This is a genomic window from Azospirillum sp. TSO22-1, assembly GCF_003116015.1.
Lineage (GTDB): Bacteria > Pseudomonadota > Alphaproteobacteria > Azospirillales > Azospirillaceae > Azospirillum.
The window spans coordinates 1-23,967 of record NZ_LGQZ01000027.1 but is presented as its reverse complement, the minus strand read 5'-3'; the positions used below and the strand labels follow the sequence as shown (position 1 = coordinate 23,967).

Sequence of the window (23,967 nt, the reverse complement as noted above, 5' to 3'; positions counted from 1 at the left end):
CGCGTTGCTGTAATCCTGGAATGCACATTAGAATCGCTCTTGCGCAATAACAAGAAGATTCGATCACGTTAGCAACTCATCCGTTCATCGCGCCCCCGTCTTCTGTGTCAGTTCTGTAAAGTTGAAGCCGAGGAGGTCGAAAACCGTGCCGAGATCGTTGCGGCCACGGCTGACCTCGAGAAGAACTTCATGCAGGGGCATGTTCGCCCAGCCCAGCGCGCGGTGGATCAGGTACGGCGTCGGGCTGTGCGGTTCGGTGCGCAGCAGGAAGTCGGCGACCTCCGCCAGCCAGTAGTAGGCCTCCTCGCGCGTGCGGATCGGGCCGGCGGGGAAATCCGGCGCGGCGTGCTCCTCCGCCTCGCCGTAGTCCTCGGGCTCCGGCTCGGGTGCGGGCTCGGCGGCGGTTTCGGCGGGCATCGCGGGTTCCTCTCCCTTGGCGCGCAGCATGGTGTCCACCCAGCCCTGCAGGCCGGCCAGCGTCTCGCGCAGCGTGACCAGCCCGGGCGCGTCGCGGCCGCAACGCGCGTCGAGCAGGGCCGACAGCGCGTCGGTGGCGGTGATGGCCTCGGCGAGCTGCCCATGCTGGGCGCGGTGGAAGGCGACCGGGGTGGCGCTGGCGCTGGCCTCGACGTCGGGCAGCAGCGTCTGCCCCTTGGCGCGCGCGGTTTCGCCGGCGCGCGGGTCCTTCGCCGCGATCATGCTGAGGCGCTGGGCGTTCTGGTAGTCGGCGAAGGAGAAGCCGACCACCGGCTGGCTGCCCGACCGGGTGATCGGCTGCCGGTGCAGCAGGTTCGGCAGCTTGCCGTTCAGCCATTCCAGCGGCGCCACGCGGGCGGCGACGTCGCCGTCGTCGATGTCCGGGTGCAGGCCGTCCCAGAACGCCTCGCACAACCCGGCGATCAGCCGCAGGCCCGGCCCCAGCGCCTTGAGGCCGTGCTTGTGGACCTGCGCCTCCAGCAGCCAGCAGGCGACCTGCAGGTCCTTCGAGCGCGTCTCCAGCACGCCGCGGCACAGCCGCGCCACCTCGTCCCAGTCGGCGCGCTTCAGCGCCGTCTGCCAGACGCCGGTGGGCAGCGACGGGTCGTCCTGCCGGCGCGCCTCGCGGATCTCGTCGAAGACCGGGTCGTAGCGCAGCGACGGCCCGGTCGGGGCATCGCCCGGCAGGGGCGCCAGGATGGCGCTGAAGTCGGGAAGCGCGGCGCTCATTTGGTGATCCTCGTCGGGGCGTTCTTCGCCGCCGGGGGCGTGGGGGGCGTCACCGCTGCCGTCTTCGCCGCGGCCTTGGCGACGGCCATCCTCGACACCGGCGCGGTCGAGGCGTCGCCGGAGAACGGCTCGCCGGTGGCCGAGGCGGCGCGCGCGGCGGTGTCCAGGCGCGGCGCGCCGTAGGGGAAGGACGGCAGCGTGAAGCTGGTCTTGCCCTTGCCGTCCGGCGTCGGCGTGCTGAGCGCCAGGCGCAGGAAGACGCTGGTCTTGCCGGCGACCGGCGGCTTGGCCGGGCCGGGGTCGCCCGGCACCGGGGCGCTGGTGGTGTCGGCGGAGAACTTCAGCGTGTGCGGCCGGCTGTCGGTCAGCTTCGGCAGATCCGCGGCCGGCGTCTTGTGCACCTGGAGCAGCCGCACCAGCGACCAGCGGTTCGTGTAGGCGAAGCCGATGGAGCGGTCGGGCTGCACGCTGCCGTCGGCGCCGACGATGGACACCGGCACCACCGGGGCGTCCTTGGCCCAGCGCAGCGTTACCGTCACCGGGTCGCCCGGCGACCACTTGCCGGCCTGGGTGGCGCCGCCGCGCAGCATCTGCTGGTCGCCGATCGCCACCAGCCACTCGATGATCTGGTTGCCGCCGCTTTCCTTCGGGCGGTTGACGCGGAACTCCGCCGCCACGTCGAAGGCCGGTGGCGCGGTGGAGGACGCGGCGAGGAACGGCGCCAGGAACTCCTTCACCGCCGCCAGATTGTCGATGAAGGCGAGCGCCTGGGCGGCCGGCGTGCCCGGCTGCGGCGTGCCGAGGCCGCGGCGGATCGCGGCCTCCGAATTACCGAAGCGTTCCAGGAAGGCGGTGACGGTGTCGAGGTCGGCCTCCGCGGTGTCCGCCCCGCCGTAGTCGGCGAACGGGTAGCGCCCGGCCAGCATCGCGTTGAAGTCGGTGGCGAGCCGCGTGTAGTCGGTGGACAGCGCCTTCACCGCGACGCGCTGGCACTGCGCCAGCGCCAGCTTGCGCAGCGTGTCGCGGCGCTGCTGGAAGAAGTCGCCGCCGGCGCTGGTGCCGCTGGCCAGCTGCTGCAGGCAGGTGTCCGGCTTCACCGCGCCCAGGTCGAAGCGGACGTAGCGCTCCAGCAGCGCCAGCGAGCTGGCGGGGTTGTCGGCCTTGTAGCGCTGCTGCTCGATCAGGATGCGCTGCCACTTCAGCACGTGCGGATCCTGGCGCAGCGTGTTGGGCGTCTGTTCGCGCAGCGCGAAGGTGACCAGCGGCGCCGCGACCTCGGTGCCCAGCCAGTCGAAGCGCCCTCGGGTGTTGTCGAGGTACTGCGCCAGCTCAGCATCGCTGAGCACCTGGAAGCCCTCGAAGTTGAGCGGCAGCGTGCCGTCCCACTGCTTGAACTCGTCGACCGGCAGGTAGGGGGCGCCCTCGTCGCCGATGCGGTCGGCCTGCTCCAGCATGCTGACCACGTGCTGGGTCACGATGCCCGACACCGTCGCATAGGCCTGGTCCATGCCGCGCCGGCTGAAGGCGCCGAGGATGTCGCCCAGGCTGCGCGACGCCTTGCCGAACTGGCGCACCTCGCGCAGCAGCCCGGTCTCGTCGGCGACCATGCGGAAGTCCTGGCCGCGCTGCTCGACCACCTGCGCCTGTGCCACCGACGTCAGCATGGCGGTCTGCAGCCGCTGCGCCGCCAGCGCCTGCACCATCGGGCGCAGCGAGTCCGGCACGCGGGTCAGCGGCCCGGCCTCCATCGCCTCGAACGCCTTGTAGTAGGCCATGGCCTTGGCCAGCGGCTCGGGCGACCACATGGTGGCGGTGCTGGTCTTCGAGGGCAGCACCGGCTCGCGCGCCGGGGTATCGGCCATGAACTCGTACTTCAGGATGTCCGGCAACACCGAGGCCAGCCCGTCCACCGCCGGCGCCAGCTTCAGCAGGCCGTTGTCGGTCTCGTCGGCGACCAGCAGCGGCCCGGTGCCCGGCGTGCGGATCGCCAGCAGCGCGGCGCGCAGGTCGGCGATGCGGGTGGTGGCCATGCGCAGCATCGCCTGCGCCGCCGTCTCGCCGAGGAACAGGTTGGCGCGCACGCGCTGGATCTGGTCCTTCCAGTGCGGCTCGTTCTCCGGGTGCTCGACGAACAGCCAGCGCAGGTCGGGGTTGCCCAGCACCGCCTGCACGCGCTCGATAGCGGTGTTGAGGTCGACCAGCGTCGCCCCCGCCGCGTCCGGCGCGCCGAAGCGCGCCAGCTCGGCCCGTTCCAGGGCGTTGCCGACGGCGGCGAAGCGCTGCACGATCGGGCCGTCGGGCGACACCAGGGTGACCGCCCCCTGCCCCAGCCGCGCCAGCGTCTGCAGCGACGGCATGATGTTGCGCGAAGGATCGAACGGTTTCACCTTCGCGACCCGCATCACCTCGCGGTACAGCTCGCCGTCGGTCAGCAGCGCCTCGCCCAGGTTGATGCCGAGCAGCGAGGCGGCGAGCTTGGAGAAGGTCAGCACCGGCAGCTCGCTCGCCGTGTTGAACTGCTGGATGTCGGCGGCCAGCGCGTCGAGGTCGGCGAGGTAGGACTGCACCCGCGCCTGGGCGGCCAGCCCCTCGGGCGCCTGCCCCTGCGGCTGCGGGGCGTACTTCTTCTGGATCGCCTCCCAGCGCTTGATGAGTTCGAGACGCATCGGGTAGAGCACGACGAGGCCGAAGCCGTGCGCCATGGCGCGCTTGACGTCGGCCTCCATGGAGCTGAACCAGGACGTGGGGATGAACGGCTCCAGCAGCGCGCGGTCGCTGAGCGTCTTGAAGGAGCTGAGGATCGGCGCGGTGGCGCCGTGCACCTCACGGTACAGCCCCTCGCTCAGGCTCTGCCCCGCCTCGCGCGCCTGGTGCACCTGGGAATCGGTCTTCTCGATCAGCATCAGCGGCTTGACGATGTTCGCCGTGGTGCCCTGCAGCGAGGTGGTGGAGTACCAGAGGCCCAGCGACAGCACGACCGCCGTCGTCGCCACGCCGGCCTGGGCGACGCGCAGCGTCCGGCTGCGCGCCACCAGCCCGCGCCGCGCCGGGCGCACCAGCCGGGATTCGCGGAAGATCTTCTCGCTGAACAGCTCGGTGGCGAACAGCGGCTGCGCCGCCGGGGTCGCCGACGGCGACGGCGCCAGCCCGACCGGCAGTTCCGCGGCCAAGTCGGAATGGGGCTCGTACGCCGCCGGCAGGCCGCGCCCGCCGGCCACCAGGGCCGAGCCGTCGCCGGTGAAGTAGATGCCGCGGAAGAAGTGCGGATCCTGATAGGAATCCAGCCGGAACAGCGCGGTGGCGAAGCGCGCCACCGGCGCCGACAGCTTCTGGAACTCCGCCGGGAACAGGAAGGCCATGTCGCTGAGGCCGCCGGTCGACACCGCGGTGCCGATCAGCGTGCGGTGCAGCTCGCGGCCGATCTCGTCGAACGCCTCGTTCAGCAGGTGCGGGGCGAAGGTGGTCTCCAGCGTCTGCGGGTTCGACCAGCCGAACACCTCGTTCCGGCGCTGCACCGCCAACGGCTCCCAGAAGCTGGTGAAGCCGGGCACCGTGTCGCACTTGGTGATCACCAGATAGACCGGCAGCCGCAGGCCGAGGTTGTGCTGCAATTCGCGCAGGCGGCGGCGCAGCTGCTTGGCCCGGTTGGCCAGCGCCACCGCGTCCAGCCGGTCGGGACCGACCAGGTCGCCGGCCGGCAGCGTCACCACGACGCCGTCCAGCCCGCGTTCCGGCCGGTGGCGCTGGAGCAGCTGGAGCAGCCGGCGCCAGCCGCCGTCGTGGCCCGCCATGTCGCCGTCCGGCCCCCACAGCACGCAGCCGGCGGGGTCGAGGACGATGCCGCGCTCGAACACGTGCCAGGCGCAGCCCTGCTCGGCCAGTTCGGAATCGAGCGTGAAGTCGAAGGGCCGGGTGAGCCCGATGGACGAGGCCAGCGCGCTCTTGCCCGACCCGGACGGCCCCAGCATCAGCACCCAGGGCGCGGCGTAGCGCCAGCCCGGCCCCGGCATCATGCCGCGCATGGCGCGCAGTGTGGTCGAGAAGCAGCTGTTGAGCGCCCGCACGTCGGCGCCGCGCACCGCCGCCAGCACGTCCGCCTTGCCCAGCGCCGCCGCCGCCCCGCGCTCGTCCCGCCGCACCAGCCAGACCAGCAGGGCCAGCACCGCCAGCGCCAGCACGCCCAGCAGGAAGCCGATCAGCAGCGGGTGTGCGGAGAGGAGGTCGGCGGTCACGTCCCCTCCCTCAGCGCGACGGGTTGTTGACGGCGCGATCGATGCGCTCGACCGCGTGGACCACCTCGTCGGTGCCGGCCACCCAGATCAGGTGGCTGCCGACCAGGAACAGGCTGATCACCGCCAGCAGCGCCAGCCCCCACGGCCGCAGATAGGGCAGCCGCACCGCGCGCCCCTGGTCGATGGTGTGGGCGTAGGCCTGCGCGAACAGCTGCGCGCCGTCGCGCGCCAGCTCCGGGTCGTGGCGGGCGATGATGCGGGCAAGCGCCGCGCGGTAGGAGCGCAGGTCGCCCTCGTCCTCCGGCCGCCAGTAACGGCCGCGGAAGCCCAGCGCCAGCGCCACCAGATAGATCGTCGCGAGGTCGCTCGACGCGCGCGTGCTGTCCTCCAGCAAGGCGTCAAGGCGCTCGAACACCCGCTCGCCGGCGACGCGCGTGCCGAACAGCGCGGTCTCCAGCAGCCGGTCCTGCCACGCCTGCTTGCCGTCCCAGTTGATGCGCAGCAGCATGGTCTCGTCGGCGAGCGCGGCCATGACGTACTGCGCCTCGCGGTACAGCGTCTCGCCGTAGGCGCCGCCCCAGTGCCGCGCCTTCACCGCCTGCGCCTCCAGCAGCGTGCGCAGCCGCTGGTGCACCAGCCCGGCGAGGTCGGCCGGGGTCAGCCCGTCGCCGCCGCCCAGCCGGCCGGCCGCCAGCGCGTACTTCAGCCGCAGCAGCTCGGCGAAGAAGTCGCCGAACTGCACGAGCAGCGCGTGCTCCCCGCGGTCGCCCATCAGCAGCGACGCCACCGATGGCAGCCCGCCGCCGGCGTCGGCGATGTCCTGGGTCAGATCCTGCGACGGTACGCCCATGGGCTCCCCTCCCCCGGTCCGCGGCTCAGCCGGCCGCGTCGGCGGCGGCGCGCCCGGACGGCGGGGCGACGTACAGCGCGATCTCCGCCGGGCGGCGGGCACCCGTGCGGTCGCCGGGGTTGGCGATCTCCAGCACCCGGTCGGCCTCGATGAACGAGGCGTCGGGGTCGATGCGGTAGAGCAGCACGCCGCGCTCCGGCACCACCTCCAGCCGGTCGTCGCGCTCCACCCGGCGCCGCGCCGCACCACGCAGCCGGCGCTCGCGCAGCACGCCCATGTTCTCGGCCGATGCGATCAGGCTCTCGCCCACCCAGGCGTCAGCCTCGCTCTCGGTCTGGCCGGGGGCGAGGCGCACGCCGACCAGCAGCCCGTCCTCGCCCAGCCACGCCGGTTCGATCTTCAGGCGGAAGCCGGCCTCCTCGGCGGAGAAGCGCAGGGTCACGTAGGTCTCGCTGACCGTTTCGATCATGCGCTCGATGAACTCGATCACCGGCGCCACCGAGGCGCGGATGTCGCCGTGGTCGTAGGCGTCGAAGATCGGCGGGATCAGGCCCGGCCCCAGCGCCGCCACCTGCCCGGCGATGCCGCACAGCGCGGTGTGCAGCGCGAACGGGTGCGCCGCCCCGGCGCCCAGCAGCGCCTCCAGCTGCGGCAGCCCGGCGGCGAGGCACTGCACGGCGTGGCGCGTGTCGGCGATCAGCGTCGCCTGCACCGTGCCGGCCGGGGCGCGCAGCCGGCCGGCCAGGAAGGCGGCCTTCTCGCGCAAGCGCTTGGCGATGGTGCGGCAGGAGTCGGCGAGCGGCGAGTCGAGCGGCGCCGAGAACGCCGGCGGCAGGTAGTCGGTGAGCTGGAACGCCTCGTCGCGGTAGGTGACGCGGGCGATGGGGAGTGCGGCGTACTTCTGCGGCACCTCCTCGCCCACCAGCAGCGAGACGCGCGGCTGCAGGCGGGCCATCGCCTGCTCGTTGTCGCCGGTGTTCTCGTCCACCACCGGCTGCCCCTCGACCGAGCGGTAGCGCGCCAGCTCGCCGCCGGCCGCCGCCCCCGGCTTGTAGACCGGCACCACGAGATGGACGGTGGCCGGCGCGTCCTTCAACTGGTCGGCGTAGGGCACTAGGCTGACCTGCAGGTCGGCACCGCCGCCGTCGGCCGGGTGCGCCACCACCAGCCCGTCGGGCAGCACCGCTTCCAGCGCCAGGATGCGGAAGACGCCGACCACCAGCATCGCCTGATCCACCTTCAGCGTCCGCACGCCGTAGTGGAACGGCGACAGCCGGCCGAGATGGTAGTGCAGCAACCCGTCCTGGCGCAGCCACGCCTGCTGGAAATGCTGCGGCGAGAGCAGCATGCCCTCGTACCATTGGATCGGGTCTTGCGGGTTGGACGGGCTCATGCCGGCGGACACCTGCGGGTTTCGGTCATTTCGAGGACGGGGCGGCCACCGCGAAGTCCTTCTCGCCCAGGCGGAGAAGGACGGCGGGCATGCCGTCGATACGGGCGCGATGCGGCCCGGGCGTGTCGTAGCCGGCGAAGACGAAGGCGCCGAGCGCGTCGTTGCCGCGGCCGGAGATCAGGTAGCGCGGCCCCCTCTGGCCGGGGATGACCTCGAAGGTCCGCACCTCGATGCCGGTGGGGTTGGCGAGCTTCATCGGCTCGCGGTTCTTGAACCAGTCGGCCGAGGTCATGCCGGCGAAGGCGGGGATCAGCGTGGTGTCGTAGACCAGCACCAGATCAACGGCGAGCGCGTTGTCGGCGTTGGCGTTCGCCGCCACCTCCATGTCCAGCGTCTGCGTCTTGATCCGGGAATCCGTCCCGCAGCCGGCGAGCGTGAGCGCCAGCAGGACGGCGGCCAAGCCCGCGCGGCGCGCGAACCGGCCCGGTGCGGCCCCTCCCCCGGACCACGACAGAGAAACCACGGCTTCCCGTCTCCCCCAACTTTGCGGAAGCATCGTTATTACCTTCGTCTCGAACGACGAATTCGGATGATGCTCGAAAGGCTAGGGAAGAAACAGCGCCTTGTCCATGACATTGCGCGATATCACAAGCCCAGCTCCCGGTATAAGAGCGCAGGCCTAGCCGGTTTGTCATACTCGAGTATGGAAAATCCGAGTCGCGCGACTCAGCCTGGGATGATCTTGCTCAACAACAACTTGATTGAGTCGAGCAGCCTCTCCCCCAATTTCTTGTGTTGATCCTCGATATTCGCCACCAGACGGGCTTCCAGTCCGGCGATCGCCTGCTGCTGCGCGGCGCTGGCCGCCACCAGCTGATCGACCCGCTGCAGCAGGGCGCGATTCTGCGTGATCAACTGTTCTATGAGGGGTTGTGAGGGGTCCGACTCGCCCGGACTCCGTGTTCCCTGAGAGTGGGGCGGCACCGCGGCGGCGGTCGGGCGGCGCGGCGCCCGGACACCGATCGACAGCGGCTCGATGGGGGCTGCGGCCTCCGGCCCATCCAGCCAGCGCGAGACCAGGGCGTAGCTGATGTTCAGCTCGGTCGAGATGCGACGGTAGCTCCAGCCCTGGCGGCGCAGCCGCTCGACCAGCACGCGCCGGCCGGAATCGTCCATGCGGCGGCCGGCGCTGTTGGGCAGGCGCTCCTGCTGGTCCGGCATGCCGGCGACGACCTGCAAGTACCCGCTGTCGCCCCGCTCCATCCTGCGCCTCGCCGTCGCCGGTCGCCGGCCCCTGCGACCGGAAGGGGAGTATGGTAGCGCAATTTCCCGCTTCGGGAAACGGCTTCCCGCGCCGCAAGCAGCGCCCAGGATGAGTTGCATACTGCAGTATGCGCACAGCCACAAGGCGAAAACCCTCTGGACTTGCTCTTGTTGCCCCCGGCATGCTGCGCGCACCACGCCATGGGGGGCTTATGCGATGTCCGACTCCCTGACCGCCATGCAGCGGCTGCACCTGTGCATGGCCGAGAACCCGCCTCTGCCGAAGCCGTCGTTCCGCAAGCTGCGGGTGTTCACCTTCGACCCGTCGCTGGGCGCGGAACTGGAGACCTACGCACTGAACGAGACGACGGTCGAGATCCCCTGGGAGCACGACCTGAAGCCCGGCCCGGTCGGCGAGTACCTGGAGGTGGTGGACATCGACCCGGCCAGCGGCTGCGCCTACGCGCCGGTCGACCTGAACGCGCCGGAGCTGCTGTCCCAGGACGGGCTGCGCCCGTCCGAGTCCGATCCGCGCTTCCACCAGCAGATGGTCTACGCCGTCGCCATGCGGACCATCCAGGTGTTCGAGCGCGCGCTGGGCCGCGCCGCGCTGTGGGCGCCGCGCTTCATCCGCGACGCCAAGGGCAAGGTGGAGCGCGAGGAGTACGTGCAGCGGCTGCGCATCCACCCGCACGCGCTGCGCATCCCCAACGCCTATTACAGCCCGGAGCGCATGGCGCTGCTGTTCGGCTATTTCCCGGCCAGCACCGAGGCGGAGGCGACAGTGCCCGGCGGCATGGTGTTCGCCTGCCTGTCACACGACATCGTCGCGCACGAGACCTCGCACGCGCTCCTGGACGGGCTGCACCGCCGCTACCGCGAGAACACCAACCTGGACATGCTGGCCTTCCACGAGGCCTTCGCCGACATCATCGCGCTGTTCCTGCACTTCACCGTCCCCGACGCGCTGGGCAGCCAGATCGCCAGCACCGGCGGCGACCTCGGCAAGCCCAACCTGATGGCGGAGATGGCGCTGCAGTTCGGCCGCGCCACCAGGGGCGACGGCGCGCTGCGCGACTACATCGGGGAAAAGCCGACGCGCAACGACTACGCCGCCGCGGCCGAGCCGCACAACCGCGGCGCGGTGCTGGTGGCCGCGGTGTTCGACGCCTTCCTGCGCATCTACCAGCTGCGCACCCGCGACCTGATCCGGCTGGCCACCGGCGGCACCGGCGTGCTGCCGGCCGGGGCCATCCCGCATGACTTGGTGCAGCGGCTGTCGCAGGAGGCGGGGAAGCTGGCCGGGCACTGGCTGAACATGTGCATCCGCGCGCTCGACTACTGCCCGCCGGTGGACCTGACCTTCGGCGACTACCTGCGCGCGCTGGTCACCGCCGACCGCGACCTGGTGCCGGAGGACCGCCTGGGCTACCGCGTCGCCATCGTCGCGGCGTTCCGCGACCGCGGCATCTACGCCGAGGGGGTGCGCACGCTGTCCGAGGTCTCGGTGGCGTGGGAGCCGCCACCCGACCCGCTGGCCAGCCTGAAGAAGCACCTGCAGGGGATGGACCTGTTCCAGAACGGCGTGTCCGACCGCCGCCTCGCCTACCAGCACAGCCGCGAACACGCCGAGGAACTGCACACGCGGCTGTTCGGCCCCGACGGTCTGAGCGACGACGAGATGGACATCCTCGGCCTGCACCGCCGCCCCGACAAGGCCCGGAACGGCAAGCCGTTCAAGGTGAAGACTGACGGCGGCACGTTCTGGGCGCGCGGCATCGAGGTGCACTCGGTGCGCCCGGCGCGGCGCGTCAGCCCGGACGGGCTCATCCAGTCGGACATCATCGTCGAGATGACGCAGAGCTGGTCGCCGGACGCGGACTTCAAGACGAAGTTCCGCGGCGGCTGCACGCTGCTGATCGATGCCGACACCGGCCGGGTGCGCTACCTGATCCGCAAGCGCGTCGGCCGGACCGCCGTGGCGGCGCCGGAGACCAGCGAAGCGCTGGGCTTCACCGACCCGCGCGACAGCTATTTCCGGAACGAGGGGCCGCGTCGCGAGCCCTTCGCCCTGCTGCACGGACATTGAGGAGGCCCCGACCATGAGCAAGGCAAAGACCACGGCGCCCTCCAACGTCAAGCCCCGGGCCAAGGTGCGCATGTACCGCCACGGCCTCGGCGACTGCCTTCTGGTGCGGCTGCCGCACGCCGCCTCGGAGGACGGCTGGTTCAACGTGATGATCGACTGCGGCCTGCTGCTCGGCACCCCGGACGCGGCGGCCAAGATGACCAGGGTGGTCAAGGACGTGGCGAAAGAGACCGGCGGCCGGCTCGACCTGCTCGCCGTCACGCACGAGCACTGGGACCACGTCAGCGGCTTCACCCAGGCCAAGGACGCCTTCAAGGCGCTCAAGGTCGGCGCGGTCTGGGCCGCCTGGACCGAGGACGAGACCGACACGACGGTGCAGGCGCTGAAGGACGGCCGCCGCAAGGCGCTGGCGGCGCTGCAGTCGTCGAGCACGCGGCTGCGCGCCATGGGCGCCGACGGCGCCGCCGGGGAGGTCGACGGCCTGCTCAGCTTCTTCGGCATCGGCGCCGACCCGGACGGCGCACCGTTCGCCGCCTCCGCCGGCAGCACGCCGGAGGCGCTGCGCACAGCGCTCAAGCTGGGCGAGACGCTGCGCTACTGCCGCCCGTCCGACCCGCCCTTCCAGCCGGAGGGGGCGGACTGGCGCATCTACGTGCTGGGGCCTCCGCGCGACGCGGTTCTGCTGAAGAAATCCGACCCGTCGAAGCGCACGCCGGAAACCTATCCCCTCGCCGCCGCCGCCGAGGGTCTGGTGACGGCGCTGGGCGCCGCCGACGACGACGGGCGGCCCTTCAACCGCGCCTGGGCGATCCCGGCGGCGCGGGCCAGGGAGCTGGAGTTCTTCCAGCAGACCTACTACGCCGAAGCGGAGGCGTGGCGGAGCATCGACGAGGACTGGCTGGGCACCACGACCGAGCTGGCGCTGAAGCTCGACTCCGACACCAACAACACCAGCCTGGTGCTCGCCGTCGAGCTGCCGCCGGCCGCGCCGGGGGCCGGGCCCGAGGTGCTGCTGTTCGCCGCCGATGCGCAGGTCGGCAACTGGCTGTCCTGGCAGGACCTGACCTGGGCGGTCGACGGCCGCACGGTCACCGGCCCCGACCTGCTGAAGCGCACCACGCTCTACAAGGTCGGCCACCACGGCAGCCACAACGCCACCCTGCGCGAGAAGGGGCTGGAGCTGATGGACGGCCTGCGCGTCGCGCTGATCCCGGTGGACGAGGTGACGGCGAAGAAGAAGAACTGGAAGGAGATGCCGCGCGCCTCGATCATCGAGCGCCTGAACGCGATGGTGCCCGGCGCTGTCCTGCGCTCCGACGAGGACGCCGCGGACCAGCCGTGGCTGACCAAGGACGAGCTGTACTACGAGGTGACGTTCTAATCCCCTCCCCTGCCTCCGGCGGGGGAGGGTCAGGGTGGGGGCAAGTTGTTTTCAGGCAGGCCGTAGCCCCCACCCTTCCCACTTCGTGGGTCCCTTCCCTCCCCCGCCGGAGGCGAGGGAGGGCCTTCCACCTCTATCACACCTCAATCACCAGCCGTTCCGGCGCCAGGGAATGGAAGCGCACCTCGCCTTCGCCCAGCGCCGAGGCCGCCGCCTCGACCACGTAACGGTGATGGGTGAACAGCAGCACCTGCGTGGTGCGGCCCAGTTCGGCCAGCGCGCGGATGCCCGGCACCGTGCGGTCCTCGTCCGAGGTGATGAACAGGTCGTCGGCCACGAAAGGCAGCGGCTCGGCCCCCTCGGCATAGCGCTCGACGGCGGCGATGCGCAGGGCGAGGAACAGCTGGTCGCGGGTGCCGTCGCTCATGCCCTCGACCGGGCAGCGCCTGCCGTCGCGGCGCACGCCGACCAGCACCGGGTGGTCGGCCTCGGCGTAGTCCACGGCCAGACGCTCGATCGGGTTGTCGCCGGTGGCGGCGATGCGCGCCATCACCTCCGACGCGCGCTTCACCAGCGGGTGCTCGTTGGCTGAGCGGTAACGCTCCACCGCCCGGCCGAGGATCAGCGACGCCGCGCGCAGCCGCATCCAGCGCTGCGCGATCTCCGCCATCTCCAGCCCGGCGTCCTTGGCCTGCGCCGCCGCCTCGCCGATGCCGGCGCGGCCCCGGAGCGCCGCCAGCTCCTGCTGCGCCACCACCAGCGCCTGCGCCGCCGCCTCGCCCTGCTTCTGCAGGCGCGCCGCCTCGTCCTCCACCGCCGCGTCCTCGGCGGCCAGCGCGTCGGGATCGGCGCCCTCGGCCTCGGTCCGCAGCGCCACCTCGCCCCGGCCGTCGCCGGCCGCCGCAAGGTCGCGGCGCGCCTGCTCCAGCCGGGCGCGCAGCTGCCGGCGCTCGGCGGCGCGGCGGGCGAGATCCACCGCGTCGTCGGCGTCCGCCAGCCCGTGCTCCTCGCGCAGCAGCCGCACGGTGCGCTGCGCCTGCGCCGACGCCTCGCGCGCCTCGGCGAGCGCCTGGACCGCCTTGTCGCGCTGCTTCTCCAGCTCCTGCCGCCTCGAGGCGACGGCCGCCGCCTCGCGCAGGCGGCCGGCGATCAGCGGGGCGAGGCCCAGCGGATCCGACGCCCGCAGGTCGTCGAGCGCCGGGGCCACCCGGTCGAGCAGCGCACGGATAGCCGCCGCGTGCGCCTCCAGGTCAGCGCGGATGCCGTCGCAGCGGCGGCGGGTCTGGAGGGCGTCGTTCGCCTCCTTCTGGATCTCGTCCCAAACGGTCAGCGCCTCGGTCGCCTCGCCCGGCGTGGCGCCAGGAGCGAGACCGATCAGTGGCAGGTCGGCCGCCCACGCCACGGTCCAATCCCCAAGCCGCGCCTGCGCTTCCGCCAGCGCCCGCTCGGCGGCCTCCAGATCGCGGCGGCGACCGGCGAGTTCCTGGCTCAGTCGGCTGGCGCGTCCCCAGGTCTCGCCCGCCTGCGCCACAGCCGCGGCGACCCGGCCGCGCAGCGCCGCGGCGTCGAAGCCCTCCGCACCGGCCAGCCCGAGAAGCCGGGCGGCATGCAGCCGGTACGTGCGCGCCTGCTCCACCTCGGTGCGAGTGCGACGCACCGCAGCCTCGGCCTTGCGGCCGGCGTCGGCGAGGCGGACCACGCCGTCCTTGCGCTGCAACCAGACGCGCATCGCCGCCGGTGCCTGCGGCGTCAGGCCGGAGACCGCCCACAGCGCGCTCCACGCTGCGGCAAGCTCGGCGTCGCGGGCATCCAGCGCGGCGACGCGGACCTCGGCCGCCTCCAGCGCGCTCTCGGCGTCCTGGCGCTGGCGGGTCAGCGTGGCGAAGCGGGCGATGCGCTGCGCCTCGCGCTCACGGCGGTCGACGAGGTCATCGGCGCGGATCACCGCCTCCTCGTAGGCCTGCGCGAGGTCCACCGGCGGCAATGGTTCGTCGGCGATGCCTTCGACGTAGCGGCGGCGGATCAGCCGCCAGCCGCGGTCGCGGCGCTTGCGGGCCTCCTGCACCGCCTCGGGCGTCGGCAGGTCGCCGGCCGCCCGCAGTTCCGCAAGGTCGCCGTCGAGCCGCGCCAGCGCGGCCTGCGCCTGCGCCCGCTCGCGCGCCGCCGCCTCGCGCTCGGCGGCCAGCGCGGCGAAAGCCTGCTCGTGCCGGGCCGCCGCCGCGTCGTCCGGGAAGGCGGCGCCGGCCAGCCCGTCCAGCGTGCCGGTCCACAGGCCGAGCCGCGCGAAGGCGACGCCGGCCTCCGCCTTCACCGCCGCCTCCTCGGCCAGGGCGTCCGCCAGCCGCGCGTCGGCATCGCCGGCCTTGGCCGCCTCGGCGAGCACGGCGGTAGCCTCGGCCGGGTCGGCGGGGTTGCCGAGGTCGGCGAGCGCGGACTCGGTCTCCGACAGGCGGTCAGCGGCGGCGTCGCGCTGACGACGGGCCGCTACCAGCGCGGCGTCGAGCGCCTGCCGCTCGGCCATGCGGGCGCGCAGCCGCGCCACGGCCGGGCGCGGCGGCACGCGGGTGGCCGCCTCCTCCGGCGCGAAGGAGGCGCCGAGCTGGGCGATCAGCCCATCCAGCCGCGTGCGGCCCAGCGCCAGGTCGCGCTCCAGCTTCGGCAGGTCGGCGCGCTTCGCCGCCACGTCGCCGTAGGCCACGTGCAGCCGTTCGATCTCCCCGGACAGAGCCGGCAGCGGCCCGGGCGCGCCGAAAGTGGACAGATCGTGCTCCAGCTCCTCCAGCCGGCGGGCGGCGTGCGCCACCGCCTCGGCCGCGTCGTCAGCCGCGCGCTGGGCGGCGCGCCAGACCTCCTCGAAGCCGTCGGGCAGTTCCGGCCCCGCGCCGTGCGCGGCGAGCAGCGCCGCCAGTTCGTCCAGGCGGGCGAGGATCGGCAGCACGCGACGCAGGCGCTGTACCCGGCTGCGCCGGCTCCGTCCCTCGGCGAGCTGAGCGTCCACCACGGCGCGCACGGCCTCGGCCTCCTGCACCGCCTTGACGGCGCGGGTCCAGTCGTCGGCGCGCAGGGCGTCCGTCCGCATGCGGGCCTGCGCCTCGTCCCAGCGCTCCATGGCCTTCCAGAAGGGCTTGGCGGCGGATTTGCGGGTGGTGGCCAGCGCGTCGGCCTCGGCGTCCAGCCGTTCCAACACCTGGGCGATGCCGGCGACGCCGCTGCCGGCCTCGAACAGGCTCCGCCCGAGGTCGCCGCCGGCCGCCAGCATGGCATCGCCGCCCTGGCGCAGCCGGTCGTGGTCGAGGCCGAACATACGCTCGAAGAACGCCCGGTCCGCCCCGCCGAGGAACGGCGCCAGCGCCGCATCCGGCAGCGGCGAGGCGCCGTCGGCGCTCAGCAGCGTGTTCGCCCGTCCCTTGCGCCGCTTGAACACCAGCGTCTCGCCGGCCCGGTTCGACAGCTCGGCGCCGATGCGCAGCTGGCCGTAGTCGTGACGGAAGGCGTAGGGGGTGCGGTCGTGAATACCGAACAGCAGGTCGCCGATGGCCGCCAGCGAGGTGGACTTGCCGGCCTCGTTCGGCCCGTACACCACGTGCAGCCGCACGCCGTCGCCGTCCAGGTCGAGCGTCCGATCCTCGAAATGGCCGTAGCGCTCCAGGTGCAGCCGCTCGATGCGCATCACACACCCTCCCCAGCCAGCCGGCCCAGCACGATGGCGCGGGCGTCCTCCAGCACGGCGGCAAGCAGATCGTCGCCCAGCTCGTCCAGCCCGGCCTCGGCGCGCGCCGCGTGCGGCATGCGGGAGAGCAGCGCCTCCAGCTCGGCGCGCAGGCCGTCATGCTCGGCCGGGTCGGCGCGCACCTCCTCCACCGCGCGCAGCAGTTCGCCCAGCGCGTCGGGCAGTGGAGCGGCACCGGTATCCGGTTCGGCGGTGCGCAGCTCGACCTTCTCGATCCACACGTCGCCGCCGGCCCGCATGGCGGCGACCTCGCACTCGGCCGCCGCGCGGTCGGGATCGCCGACCAGCGCGCGGTGCACGGCGCCGCGGCCGGTCAGCGTCAGCCGCACCGCCAGCGTGCGCCGACCGGCCCCGGCCAGCGCCTCGCCCAGCGCCGCGCGCACCCGCTCGCCCACCGCGTCGAGGCCGGCGCAGCCGCCGACGTCGACCGGCACGCGCGCCCAGCGCACCACGTCGCACTCTACGGGCTCGACCGCCACCACCTCGCCGGCGTCGGCGGTGACCAGGGTGAAACCCTTCGGCCCGGTCTCGTTGGCGTGGCGGCCCTGGAGGTTGCCGGGGAAGACGATCCACGGCCGCTCGCCCAGCACCTCGCGCGCGTGCACGTGGCCGAGCGCCCAGTAGGCGTAGCCCTTGGCCGCCAGCTCGGCCAGCGCGCAGGGCGCATACGGCTCGTGCCCCGGCCGCCCGTCGGCGGCGGTGTGCAGCACCCCGACGTTGAGGAGCCCCGGCACCGGCGCCGGGTAGCCGCCGGCGATGTTGTCGCGCATCGCCCGCTGACCGTAGCTGCGCCCGTGCAACGCCACGCCGAGGTCGTCCCACACCACCGTCTCCGCCCGGTCCGCGCGGAAGACGTGCACGTTGGGCGGCAGCGACAGGCTGCGCGTCATGGCGTTCTCGGCGTCGTGGTTGCCCTTCACCAGCGCCACGCGGATGCCGGCGTGTTCGAGGCGCGCCATGCCCTCGGCGAAGAACAGGCCGGTGGAGAAGTCGCGCCAGTCGCCGTCGTAGAGGTCGCCGGCGATCACCAGGAAGTCGACGGCCTGCTCGACCGCCGCGTCGATCATGCCGGTGAAGGCGCGCCGCGTCGCGCCGACGAGGTCGCGCGCCCGCTCCCCCGCCCGCGCGGCGAGGCCGGCGAGCGGGCTGTCGAGGTGGATGTCGGCGGTGTGGATGAAGCGCAAGGGCGGGCCTCGTCACGCGGTGGGCGGGCCGACCGTAGCACACGCGGCGGCGTGAACGGGAGGGGTACGGAACGGACGTGGGGGGCATGTCGAACGCAACGCGCGGCATCCGCGACAACATGAAGGCCGCCGTGTGGGCGAGCGTTCCGGTTGGGGGGCGGAAATGCCATAATGGCGTCGCCAATGAGGGAGTTTGATGCGTACCGGACCGACATACGCCGGCCAACGGCCGGGCAGCGACGAGTTGTCGGCGGACGCAGAGCCGCGCCATGGCGCGGCGTCCACCGACGCCCCGGTCGCAAGGCCCCGCGCCATTCCCCTGGCAACGGAATGGATGCTGCCCAACGGGTTGCGCAGCACCGACCTGTCGCCGGACAATCTGGGTGCCTTTCCCGCCCATGTCGGCCGGGCCAGCAACGTGTTTCACAGCCTGCAGCCCGATCTTATCCTGATGGGAGCGGAGAACCACTTCTACGCACCGGTCACCGTCGGCGCGCGGGTGCTGTTCGACGAACCCATCCTTGCCTTGCGGCTCCCGACCGGCGGACGCGCGGCCATCCGGCATGAGGCCTATGGGCGACTGGAGGAGTCGGACGAGCACTGGAACCTCGGGCTGGTCGCCGACAGCGCCTGCACGATCGAGCACCACCCCGGCGACGCCTATCGCGGCCTGGTGGCGGTGTTGACCGTCGGCCGGCTGGAATCCCTGCTGGACCGGCAGCGGTGCCCGGCAGCGGTCAGCCGCTTCCTGGCCGGGCACGCCGATGGGGTCGGCTTCGCGGCGCGGACCAACGCCAGGCTGCGGCGCATCGCCGGCGAAATCGGGCAGACCCCCTACCAGGGGGCAATGGCCTCGCTGTACGCCGAGGGCAAGCTGTACGAGTTGCTGGCCGAGACGTTCACCATTCTCGGGGCGCAGGACGAACCGCAGGGCCGGGTCTCCGGGCGGGACCGCAAGGCCGCCATGGCCGCGTACGATTTGATCCGGGAGAACCTGGCCGCCCCGCTGCCGGTCGAGGACGTGGCCCGCCGGGTCGGCCTGTCGCAACGGCGGCTTTCCGAACTGTTCCGCGAACTCTTCGGCGCATCGCCGTTCCAGTGCCTGACCCGGTGGCGCCTGGAGGCGGCGCGCGACCTGCTCGACCAGGGAGAGCTGTCGGTCAAGCAGGTCGCCTATTCCATGGGCTACGCCCATGTCAGCAGCTTCAGCCAAGCCTTCGTCCGCCAGTTCGGCTTCCCGCCGCGCTCCCGGCGCCGCCGGACCGACTTCGGGTTATAGGGGCACGAGGAAGGGCGGGGCGACATACGCCGCCACCCGCTCCGCGTGCACGTCCATTTCTCCTAAAAAATCGATCAAATCCCCCTAACACGGCGGCGGAATGCCGTGCCGGCAAATCCGCTAAAATTGTTCCGTTGGGTTTTCGCCCCTTGGGCGGAGCCGTGGTCGCGGCGTGTCTCCATGAAGGAGGCGGATAGACCGGCCGCAGCGCAACGGCAGGGCCAGGGCAGGCGGAGAGGGGCAAGGATGTTGCGAGAGGGTGGCATAGCCGGTGCGCTTGCGACTGGACTGACGATGGGCGGGCTGGCCTCCGTCACCGTCGCGGCCCCTCCCGACGCCGGGCAACTGCTGCAGCAGATGGAGCGGGACGTGCCCGCCCCGTCGCCACCGCAACTGTTGCCCAAGCCGCCGCCGGCGCCCGCGCCAATGCGGGACACCGGCGGGCCGACGGTGGTGGTCAAGGCGTTCCGCTTCACCGGCAACACGCGCCTGAGCGACGCCGATCTGGCGGCCGCGGTCGCCGGCTTCCTGAACCGGCCGTTGAGCTTCGCGGACCTCCAACTGGCGGCGGCGGCGGCGGCCGAGGCGTACCGCAAGGGCAAGTGGGTGGTTCGCGCCTACCTGCCCGAACAGGACATCGTCGACGGCGTGGTCGCCATCCACATCGTGGAGGCGGTGTTCGGCGGCGTGCGGCTGGAGGGGCCACCGGCCAACCGCATCGACACCGACCGCATCAGGGCCACCATTGAGCGGGCCCAACCGGAGGGGACGGCGGCCAACACCGATCGGCTCGACCGCGCGCTGCTGCTGCTGGGCGACCTGCCCGGCCTCAGCGTGCAGGGGACCCTGCGCAGCGGCCGCAACGAGCGCGAGACCGAACTGCTGCTGCGCAGTCAGGACCGGCCCCTGGTCACCGGCACGGCGGCCGTGGACAACTTCGGCGCCGAATCGACCGGGGTGGTCCGCGGCACCGGCAACCTGTTCCTCAACAGCCCGTTCGGCTGGGGCGACCAGGCGGTCGTGTCCGCCATCGGCAGCCGCGGCAACTGGTATGGCCGGCTGGCATGGTCGCTGCCGGTCGGCTACGACGGCTGGCGCGTCGGCGTCAGCGGTTCCTATCTGAAATACACCCTGATATCGAGCAGCTTCAGCGGCCTGGACGCCCTCGGGTCGTCGACGACCGCGGGCGTGAACGCAAGCTGGCCGGTGCTGCGCACGCGCGCGGCCAACGTGTACCTGTTGCTCAACGCCGACCACCGGCGCCTCGACAACCGGGCCGTGGGGGCCACCGTCTCGAAATACGCCGTGACCGCAGCCAGCGCCGGCCTCAACGGGAACCTGCACGACGACTGGCTGGGGCCGAACGGCATCACCACCGCCGCCGTAACGGTCACCCGTGGCCGGGTCGGGTCCGGGCACCCGGGCCTCGGCGACGCGACGCCGGGTGACACCGTCCGTTATTCCAAGCTGCGCTACGCTCTCGGCCGCGAACAACAGATCACCGACGACGTGTCCGTCTTCGCCGGGCTGTCCGGCCAGATGGCCGACCACACGCTCGACTCCTCGGAAAGGTTCTACGTCGGCGGCCCGGACGGCGTGCGGGCCTATCCGGTCGACAAGGCCGGCGGGTCGCGGGGGCGGATGATCAACGCCGAGCTGCGCTGGCGGTTGCCGGAAAACCTCAACGCCGCGCTCTTCTACGACCGGGGGCGCCTCGATGGCGGCCACGGCCTGCAAAGCGCCGGCGTGGCCCTGTCGTGGCAGGCCGAATTCGGCCTCCTCGTGCGCGCCGTGTGGGCGAACAGCCTTGGCCGGGATCCGGACGCTCCCCCGGGAGACACCGGCTCCCGCAGCCACGTCTGGCTGAGCGCCACGCAGCCGTTCTGACCGTGGAGAGAGTCTCGGCGCCATGAAGAAGCCCAATCGCAAAAGCGGCAGGACGCGCAACCGGCGCAAGGCGCGCAGCGTCACGCTGGCCGCCGGCGCCGCCCTGATGCTGCCGGTGGCGGCTCTGCCGGCATTGGCCGGGCCGCCGCAGGGCAATCCGCCGGCCGTCAACCAGCTTCCCACCGGCGGCGTCGTGGCGGCCGGAACGGCCGGCATCGCCCAATCCGGCACGCAGTTGACCGTCACCCAGACGAGCCCGAGGGCCGTCGTCAACTGGGAGACGTTCAACGTCGGCGCCAACGCCGCCGTCACCTTCCGGCAGCCGGACGCCGGCAGCGCCACCCTGAACCGGGTGACGGATCCCAACCCCAGCCAGATCTACGGCCGCATCCAGGCCAACGGGCAGGTCTTCCTCACCAACCCCAACGGCGTCTATTTCGCGCCAGGATCCAGCGTCGACGTCGGCGGGCTGGTGGCGACGACCCATGCGATCCGCGACGCCGACTTCATGGCCGGCAAGACCACGCTGGAGCGCAACGGCGCCACCGGCCGGGTGACCAACGACGGCACCCTGACGGCGTCGCTGGGCGGCTACATCGCGCTGCTGGCGCCGGAGGTTCGCAACAACGGGGTGATCGTCGCCCGGATGGGCACGGTGGCCCTGGCGGCCGGCGAAGCCTATACCCTGAAATTCAGCGGCGACGGCACGCTGGCCGACGTGCAGGTGGCGCCGGCCACCGTCAAGGCGCTGGTGCGCAACCGCCATGCGGTGCAGGCGCCGGGCGGGCTGATCATCCTGTCGGCCCAAGCGGTCAACCAGCTGCGCGGCAGCGTCGTCAACAGCGGCCAACTGGAGGCGAGCGGGCTGGTCAGCGATGGCGGCACGATCCGCCTGCGCGCCTCCAACGACGTCACCGTCGGCGGCAACCTCAGCGCCGACGCGGCGCCGGGCGGCACGGGCAAGGGCGGCTCGGTGACGGCGATCGCCGACCTGAACGCCAGGAACAGCCGGACCACCGTCAAGGGCACGGTCAGCGCCCGCGGCGGCGGCAAGGGCGGCGACGGCGGCTTCGTCGAGACGTCGGGCGGACGGGTGCGCATCAAGGACACGGCGCGGGTCGACACCCGCGCCGCGCGCGGCAAGGCCGGTCAGTGGCTGATCGACCCCGACGGCTTCACCATCGCCTCCAGCGGCGGCGACATCACCGGCACCGCTCTGTCGGCGAACCTCGCCACCGGCGACGTGTCGATCCTGAGCACCAACGGCAGCGGCAGCGACGGCAACGTCAACGTCAACGACGCGGTGACCTGGAGCGCCAACAAACTGACGTTGACGGCGACCAACGACGTCAACATCAACGCGGTGATGACGGCCAAGGGCACCGCCAAGCTGGACCTGGAACCCGGCAGCGGCAAGGTCAACGTCGGCTTCAACAGCGACGGCACGTTCAAGGGGCGGGTCGACTTCTTCCAGGCCGACGGGACGACGGCGCGGTCGGGCACGGGTTTCCTGACCATCGGCGGCGACGACTTCACCGTCATCACCTCGGTGGGGACGAGCGGCAGCGCGACCGGCACCGATCTTCAGGGCATCAACTTCCGCCCCGGCGACAAATATGCCCTGGGCGCCAACATCGATGCCTCGGCCACGTCGGGCTGGGCATCGGGGGCCGGTTTCTCTCCCATCGGTCTGGTCGGGGACTTCACCGGAATCTTCGACGGCCTGGGGCACACCGTCAACGGGCTGGCGATCAACCGGCCGTCGACGGCGTCGGTGGGCATGTTCAGCTACGGCAAGGGCGCCACGGTGCGCAACGTCGGCATCACCGGCGGTTCGATCATCGGCGGCGCCAACACCGGAGCGCTGCTCGGGCGGGCGGACGCCAGCTCGACCATCAGCAATGTCTACAGCACCGCCCCGGTCACCGGCGGCTCGTCCACCGGTGGCCTGATCGGCTATCTCTACGGCGGCACACTGTCGAAGAGCTACGCCTCGGGAACCGTGAGCGGCGGCGACAACGTCGGTGGTCTGATCGGGCAGGCTGATACCCCCACCATCGCCACATCGTTCAGCACCGGCGCGGTGAGCGGCGGCAGCTACGTCGGCGGCCTGATCGGCGTGCAGTCCGGCGGGTCGCTCAGCGACGTCTACGCCACCGGCGCCGTGACGGCGACCGGGAACAAGGTCGGCGGCCTCCTGGGCGCCAACGCCGGCACCACCGTCAGCCGTGGGTTGGCGGCGAACTCGATCACCGCCTCCGGGAGCAACGTCGGCGCCCTGGTCGGCGTCCAGACCAGCGGCAGCGTCGCCAATTCCTTCTACGACAGCACCCTCGCCGGCGCGCGGACCGGTTTCGGCGACGGCACGGCGGATTCGACCGGTGTGGTGCTCGGCAAGACGACCACGCAGCTGCGCAACGTCGCGACCTACGAGGCGGCGGGCTGGAGCATCGGCGTCGACACCACCCTGTCGTCCGGCTACGCCTCGCACGGCTTCCTGCAAGGCACCTCGTCCACCACCTGGGTCATCGGCAATCTTCCCGTCTATGTCCGGCTGGTCGCGGGCAGCAGCACCTACGGCGACACGCCCGGCTTCACCTACGCGATCTACGACGCCAGCAGCGGCGGCAACCTGATCACCGACGTGACCGGCAGCGGCACGGCGACCTGGAGCACGCCCTTGACCGGCACCTTGTCGGCCGGGACCTATGGCGAGACCTACGCCGGCGGCCTCACCGCCAGCCGGACCGGTTACACGTTCACCGCCGGCGGCGCGGCGAACTGGACCATCTCGCCGCGCGCGATCACGGTGCAGGCCAGCGATCAGAGCAGGGTCTACGGCGCCGGCAACCCCAGTTCCGGCGGGGCGGCGCTGGTCTCGGGCAGTCTGGTCAACGGCGACACCCTGGGAAGCGTGACGCTCACCTCGTCGGCGACCGGTTCCACCGCAGCGGGGCAGACGGCGGCGTTGACGCCCGGTTCCCTGACCATGTCGTCGGGCAATGCCAGCAACTACGCCGTGACGTACACCAACGGGACGCTGAGCATCGGCAAGGCCCCGCTGACCGTCACCGCCAACGACGTCGGCAAGGTCTACGACGGTCAGGCCTACAGCGGCAACGGCGGGGTGAGCTACGGCGGCTTCGTCAACGGCGAGGGCGCGTCGGTCCTGGGCGGAACGTTGAGCTACGGCGGCAGCAGCCAGGGCGCGGTCAACGCCGGCAGCTACGCCATCACGCCCAGCGGCCTCAGCGCCAGCAACTACACCATCGCCTACACCGGCGGGACGCTGACCATCAACAAAGCCCCGCTGACCATTGCCGCCGGCGGCCTCACCAAGACCTACGACGGCCAGACGTTCAGCGGCGGCACCGGCGTGAGCTACAGCGGCTTCGTCAACGGCGAAGGCACGTCGGTTCTGGGCGGAACCTTGAGCTACGGCGGCAGCAGCCAGGGCGCGGTCAACGCCGGCA

At 72.2% G+C, this 23,967-nt stretch carries 13 protein-coding genes; 5 read left to right on the top strand and 8 right to left on the bottom strand.

Going from position 1 to position 23,967, the window contains the following annotated elements; all coding sequences use genetic code 11:
* Positions 1-84: 84 nt before the first annotated feature.
* The 6 genes from tssA to TSO221_RS07570 form a co-directional block, all read right to left on the bottom strand.
* The gene (gene tssA / locus TSO221_RS07595; RefSeq protein WP_109117882.1) at positions 85-1,206 is read right to left on the bottom strand and encodes a type VI secretion system protein TssA; all 1,122 of its coding nucleotides are present in this window, start codon (positions 1,204-1,206) and stop codon (positions 85-87) included.
* A complete protein-coding gene (locus tag TSO221_RS07590) occupies positions 1,203-5,438 on the bottom strand; it encodes a type VI secretion system protein (protein ID WP_109117881.1) in 4,236 nt (1,411 codons plus the stop codon). The genes tssA and TSO221_RS07590 overlap by 4 nt, the downstream gene beginning before the upstream one ends.
* 10 nt (positions 5,439-5,448) lie before the next feature.
* Positions 5,449-6,288 (bottom strand): DotU family type IV/VI secretion system protein, encoded by an 840-nt coding sequence (locus TSO221_RS07585; protein WP_109117880.1) that lies wholly within the window; start codon positions 6,286-6,288, stop codon positions 5,449-5,451.
* A 25-nt stretch (positions 6,289-6,313) separates the two neighbouring features.
* On the bottom strand, positions 6,314-7,681 hold the full coding sequence (gene tssK, locus TSO221_RS07580; protein WP_146208737.1) for a type VI secretion system baseplate subunit TssK: 1,368 nt from the start codon (positions 7,679-7,681) through the stop codon (positions 6,314-6,316).
* Between the two features lie 25 nt (positions 7,682-7,706).
* Positions 7,707-8,204: a type VI secretion protein gene (locus TSO221_RS07575; RefSeq protein WP_146208736.1), complete on the bottom strand. Its 498-nt coding sequence runs from the start codon at positions 8,202-8,204 to the stop codon at positions 7,707-7,709.
* A gap of 203 nt (positions 8,205-8,407) precedes the next feature.
* Entirely contained in the window at positions 8,408-8,944 is a 537-nt protein-coding gene (locus tag TSO221_RS07570) for a helix-turn-helix domain-containing protein (RefSeq protein WP_109117877.1), read from the bottom strand.
* Between the two features lie 217 nt (positions 8,945-9,161).
* On the opposite strand from TSO221_RS07570, the gene TSO221_RS07565 reads away from it, so the two are divergent.
* Both TSO221_RS07565 and TSO221_RS07560 read left to right on the top strand, forming a co-directional pair.
* Positions 9,162-11,033: a hypothetical protein gene (locus TSO221_RS07565; RefSeq protein WP_109117876.1), complete on the top strand. Its 1,872-nt coding sequence runs from the start codon at positions 9,162-9,164 to the stop codon at positions 11,031-11,033.
* Between the two features lie 13 nt (positions 11,034-11,046).
* Positions 11,047-12,414: an MBL fold metallo-hydrolase gene (locus tag TSO221_RS07560; protein ID WP_109117875.1), complete on the top strand. Its 1,368-nt coding sequence runs from the start codon at positions 11,047-11,049 to the stop codon at positions 12,412-12,414.
* 136 nt (positions 12,415-12,550) lie between these two features.
* On the opposite strand, the gene TSO221_RS07555 is transcribed toward TSO221_RS07560, so the two are convergent.
* Both TSO221_RS07555 and TSO221_RS07550 read right to left on the bottom strand, forming a co-directional pair.
* A complete protein-coding gene (locus TSO221_RS07555; protein ID WP_109117874.1) occupies positions 12,551-16,084 on the bottom strand; it encodes a YhaN family protein in 3,534 nt (1,177 codons plus the stop codon).
* Entirely contained in the window at positions 16,084-17,328 is a 1,245-nt protein-coding gene (locus tag TSO221_RS07550) for a DNA repair exonuclease (RefSeq protein WP_109117873.1), read from the bottom strand. Before TSO221_RS07550 ends, TSO221_RS07555 begins: the two co-directional genes overlap by 1 nt.
* 196 nt (positions 17,329-17,524) lie before the next feature.
* Between TSO221_RS07550 and TSO221_RS07545 the strand changes: the two genes are divergently transcribed.
* The 3 genes from TSO221_RS07545 to TSO221_RS07535 form a co-directional block, all read left to right on the top strand.
* Entirely contained in the window at positions 17,525-18,607 is a 1,083-nt protein-coding gene (locus TSO221_RS07545; RefSeq protein WP_109117872.1) for an AraC family transcriptional regulator, read from the top strand.
* Positions 18,608-18,901: 294 nt separating this feature from the next.
* Positions 18,902-20,494 (top strand): ShlB/FhaC/HecB family hemolysin secretion/activation protein, encoded by a 1,593-nt coding sequence (locus TSO221_RS07540; RefSeq protein ID WP_158284022.1) that lies wholly within the window; start codon positions 18,902-18,904, stop codon positions 20,492-20,494.
* 22 nt (positions 20,495-20,516) lie between these two features.
* Positions 20,517-23,967, top strand: a 3,451-nt coding sequence (locus TSO221_RS07535; RefSeq protein ID WP_109117870.1) for a filamentous hemagglutinin N-terminal domain-containing protein, incomplete at its 3' end; no start/stop codon positions are given.

Coding starts and splice junctions, on each gene's coding strand:
- tssA (WP_109117882.1), bottom strand. CDS start 1,206: ATGAGCGCCGCGCTTCCCGACTTCAGCGCCATCCTGGCGCCCCTGCCG.
- TSO221_RS07585 (WP_109117880.1), bottom strand. CDS start 6,288: ATGGGCGTACCGTCGCAGGATCTGACCCAGGACATCGCCGACGCCGGC.
- TSO221_RS07555 (WP_109117874.1), bottom strand. CDS start 16,084: ATGCGCATCGAGCGGCTGCACCTGGAGCGCTACGGCCATTTCGAGGAT.
- TSO221_RS07540 (WP_158284022.1), top strand. CDS start 18,902: ATGGGCGGGCTGGCCTCCGTCACCGTCGCGGCCCCTCCCGACGCCGGG.
- tssK (WP_146208737.1), bottom strand. CDS start 7,681: ATGAGCCCGTCCAACCCGCAAGACCCGATCCAATGGTACGAGGGCATG.
- TSO221_RS07560 (WP_109117875.1), top strand. CDS start 11,047: ATGAGCAAGGCAAAGACCACGGCGCCCTCCAACGTCAAGCCCCGGGCC.
- TSO221_RS07545 (WP_109117872.1), top strand. CDS start 17,525: ATGCGTACCGGACCGACATACGCCGGCCAACGGCCGGGCAGCGACGAG.
- TSO221_RS07570 (WP_109117877.1), bottom strand. CDS start 8,944: ATGGAGCGGGGCGACAGCGGGTACTTGCAGGTCGTCGCCGGCATGCCG.
- TSO221_RS07565 (WP_109117876.1), top strand. CDS start 9,162: ATGTCCGACTCCCTGACCGCCATGCAGCGGCTGCACCTGTGCATGGCC.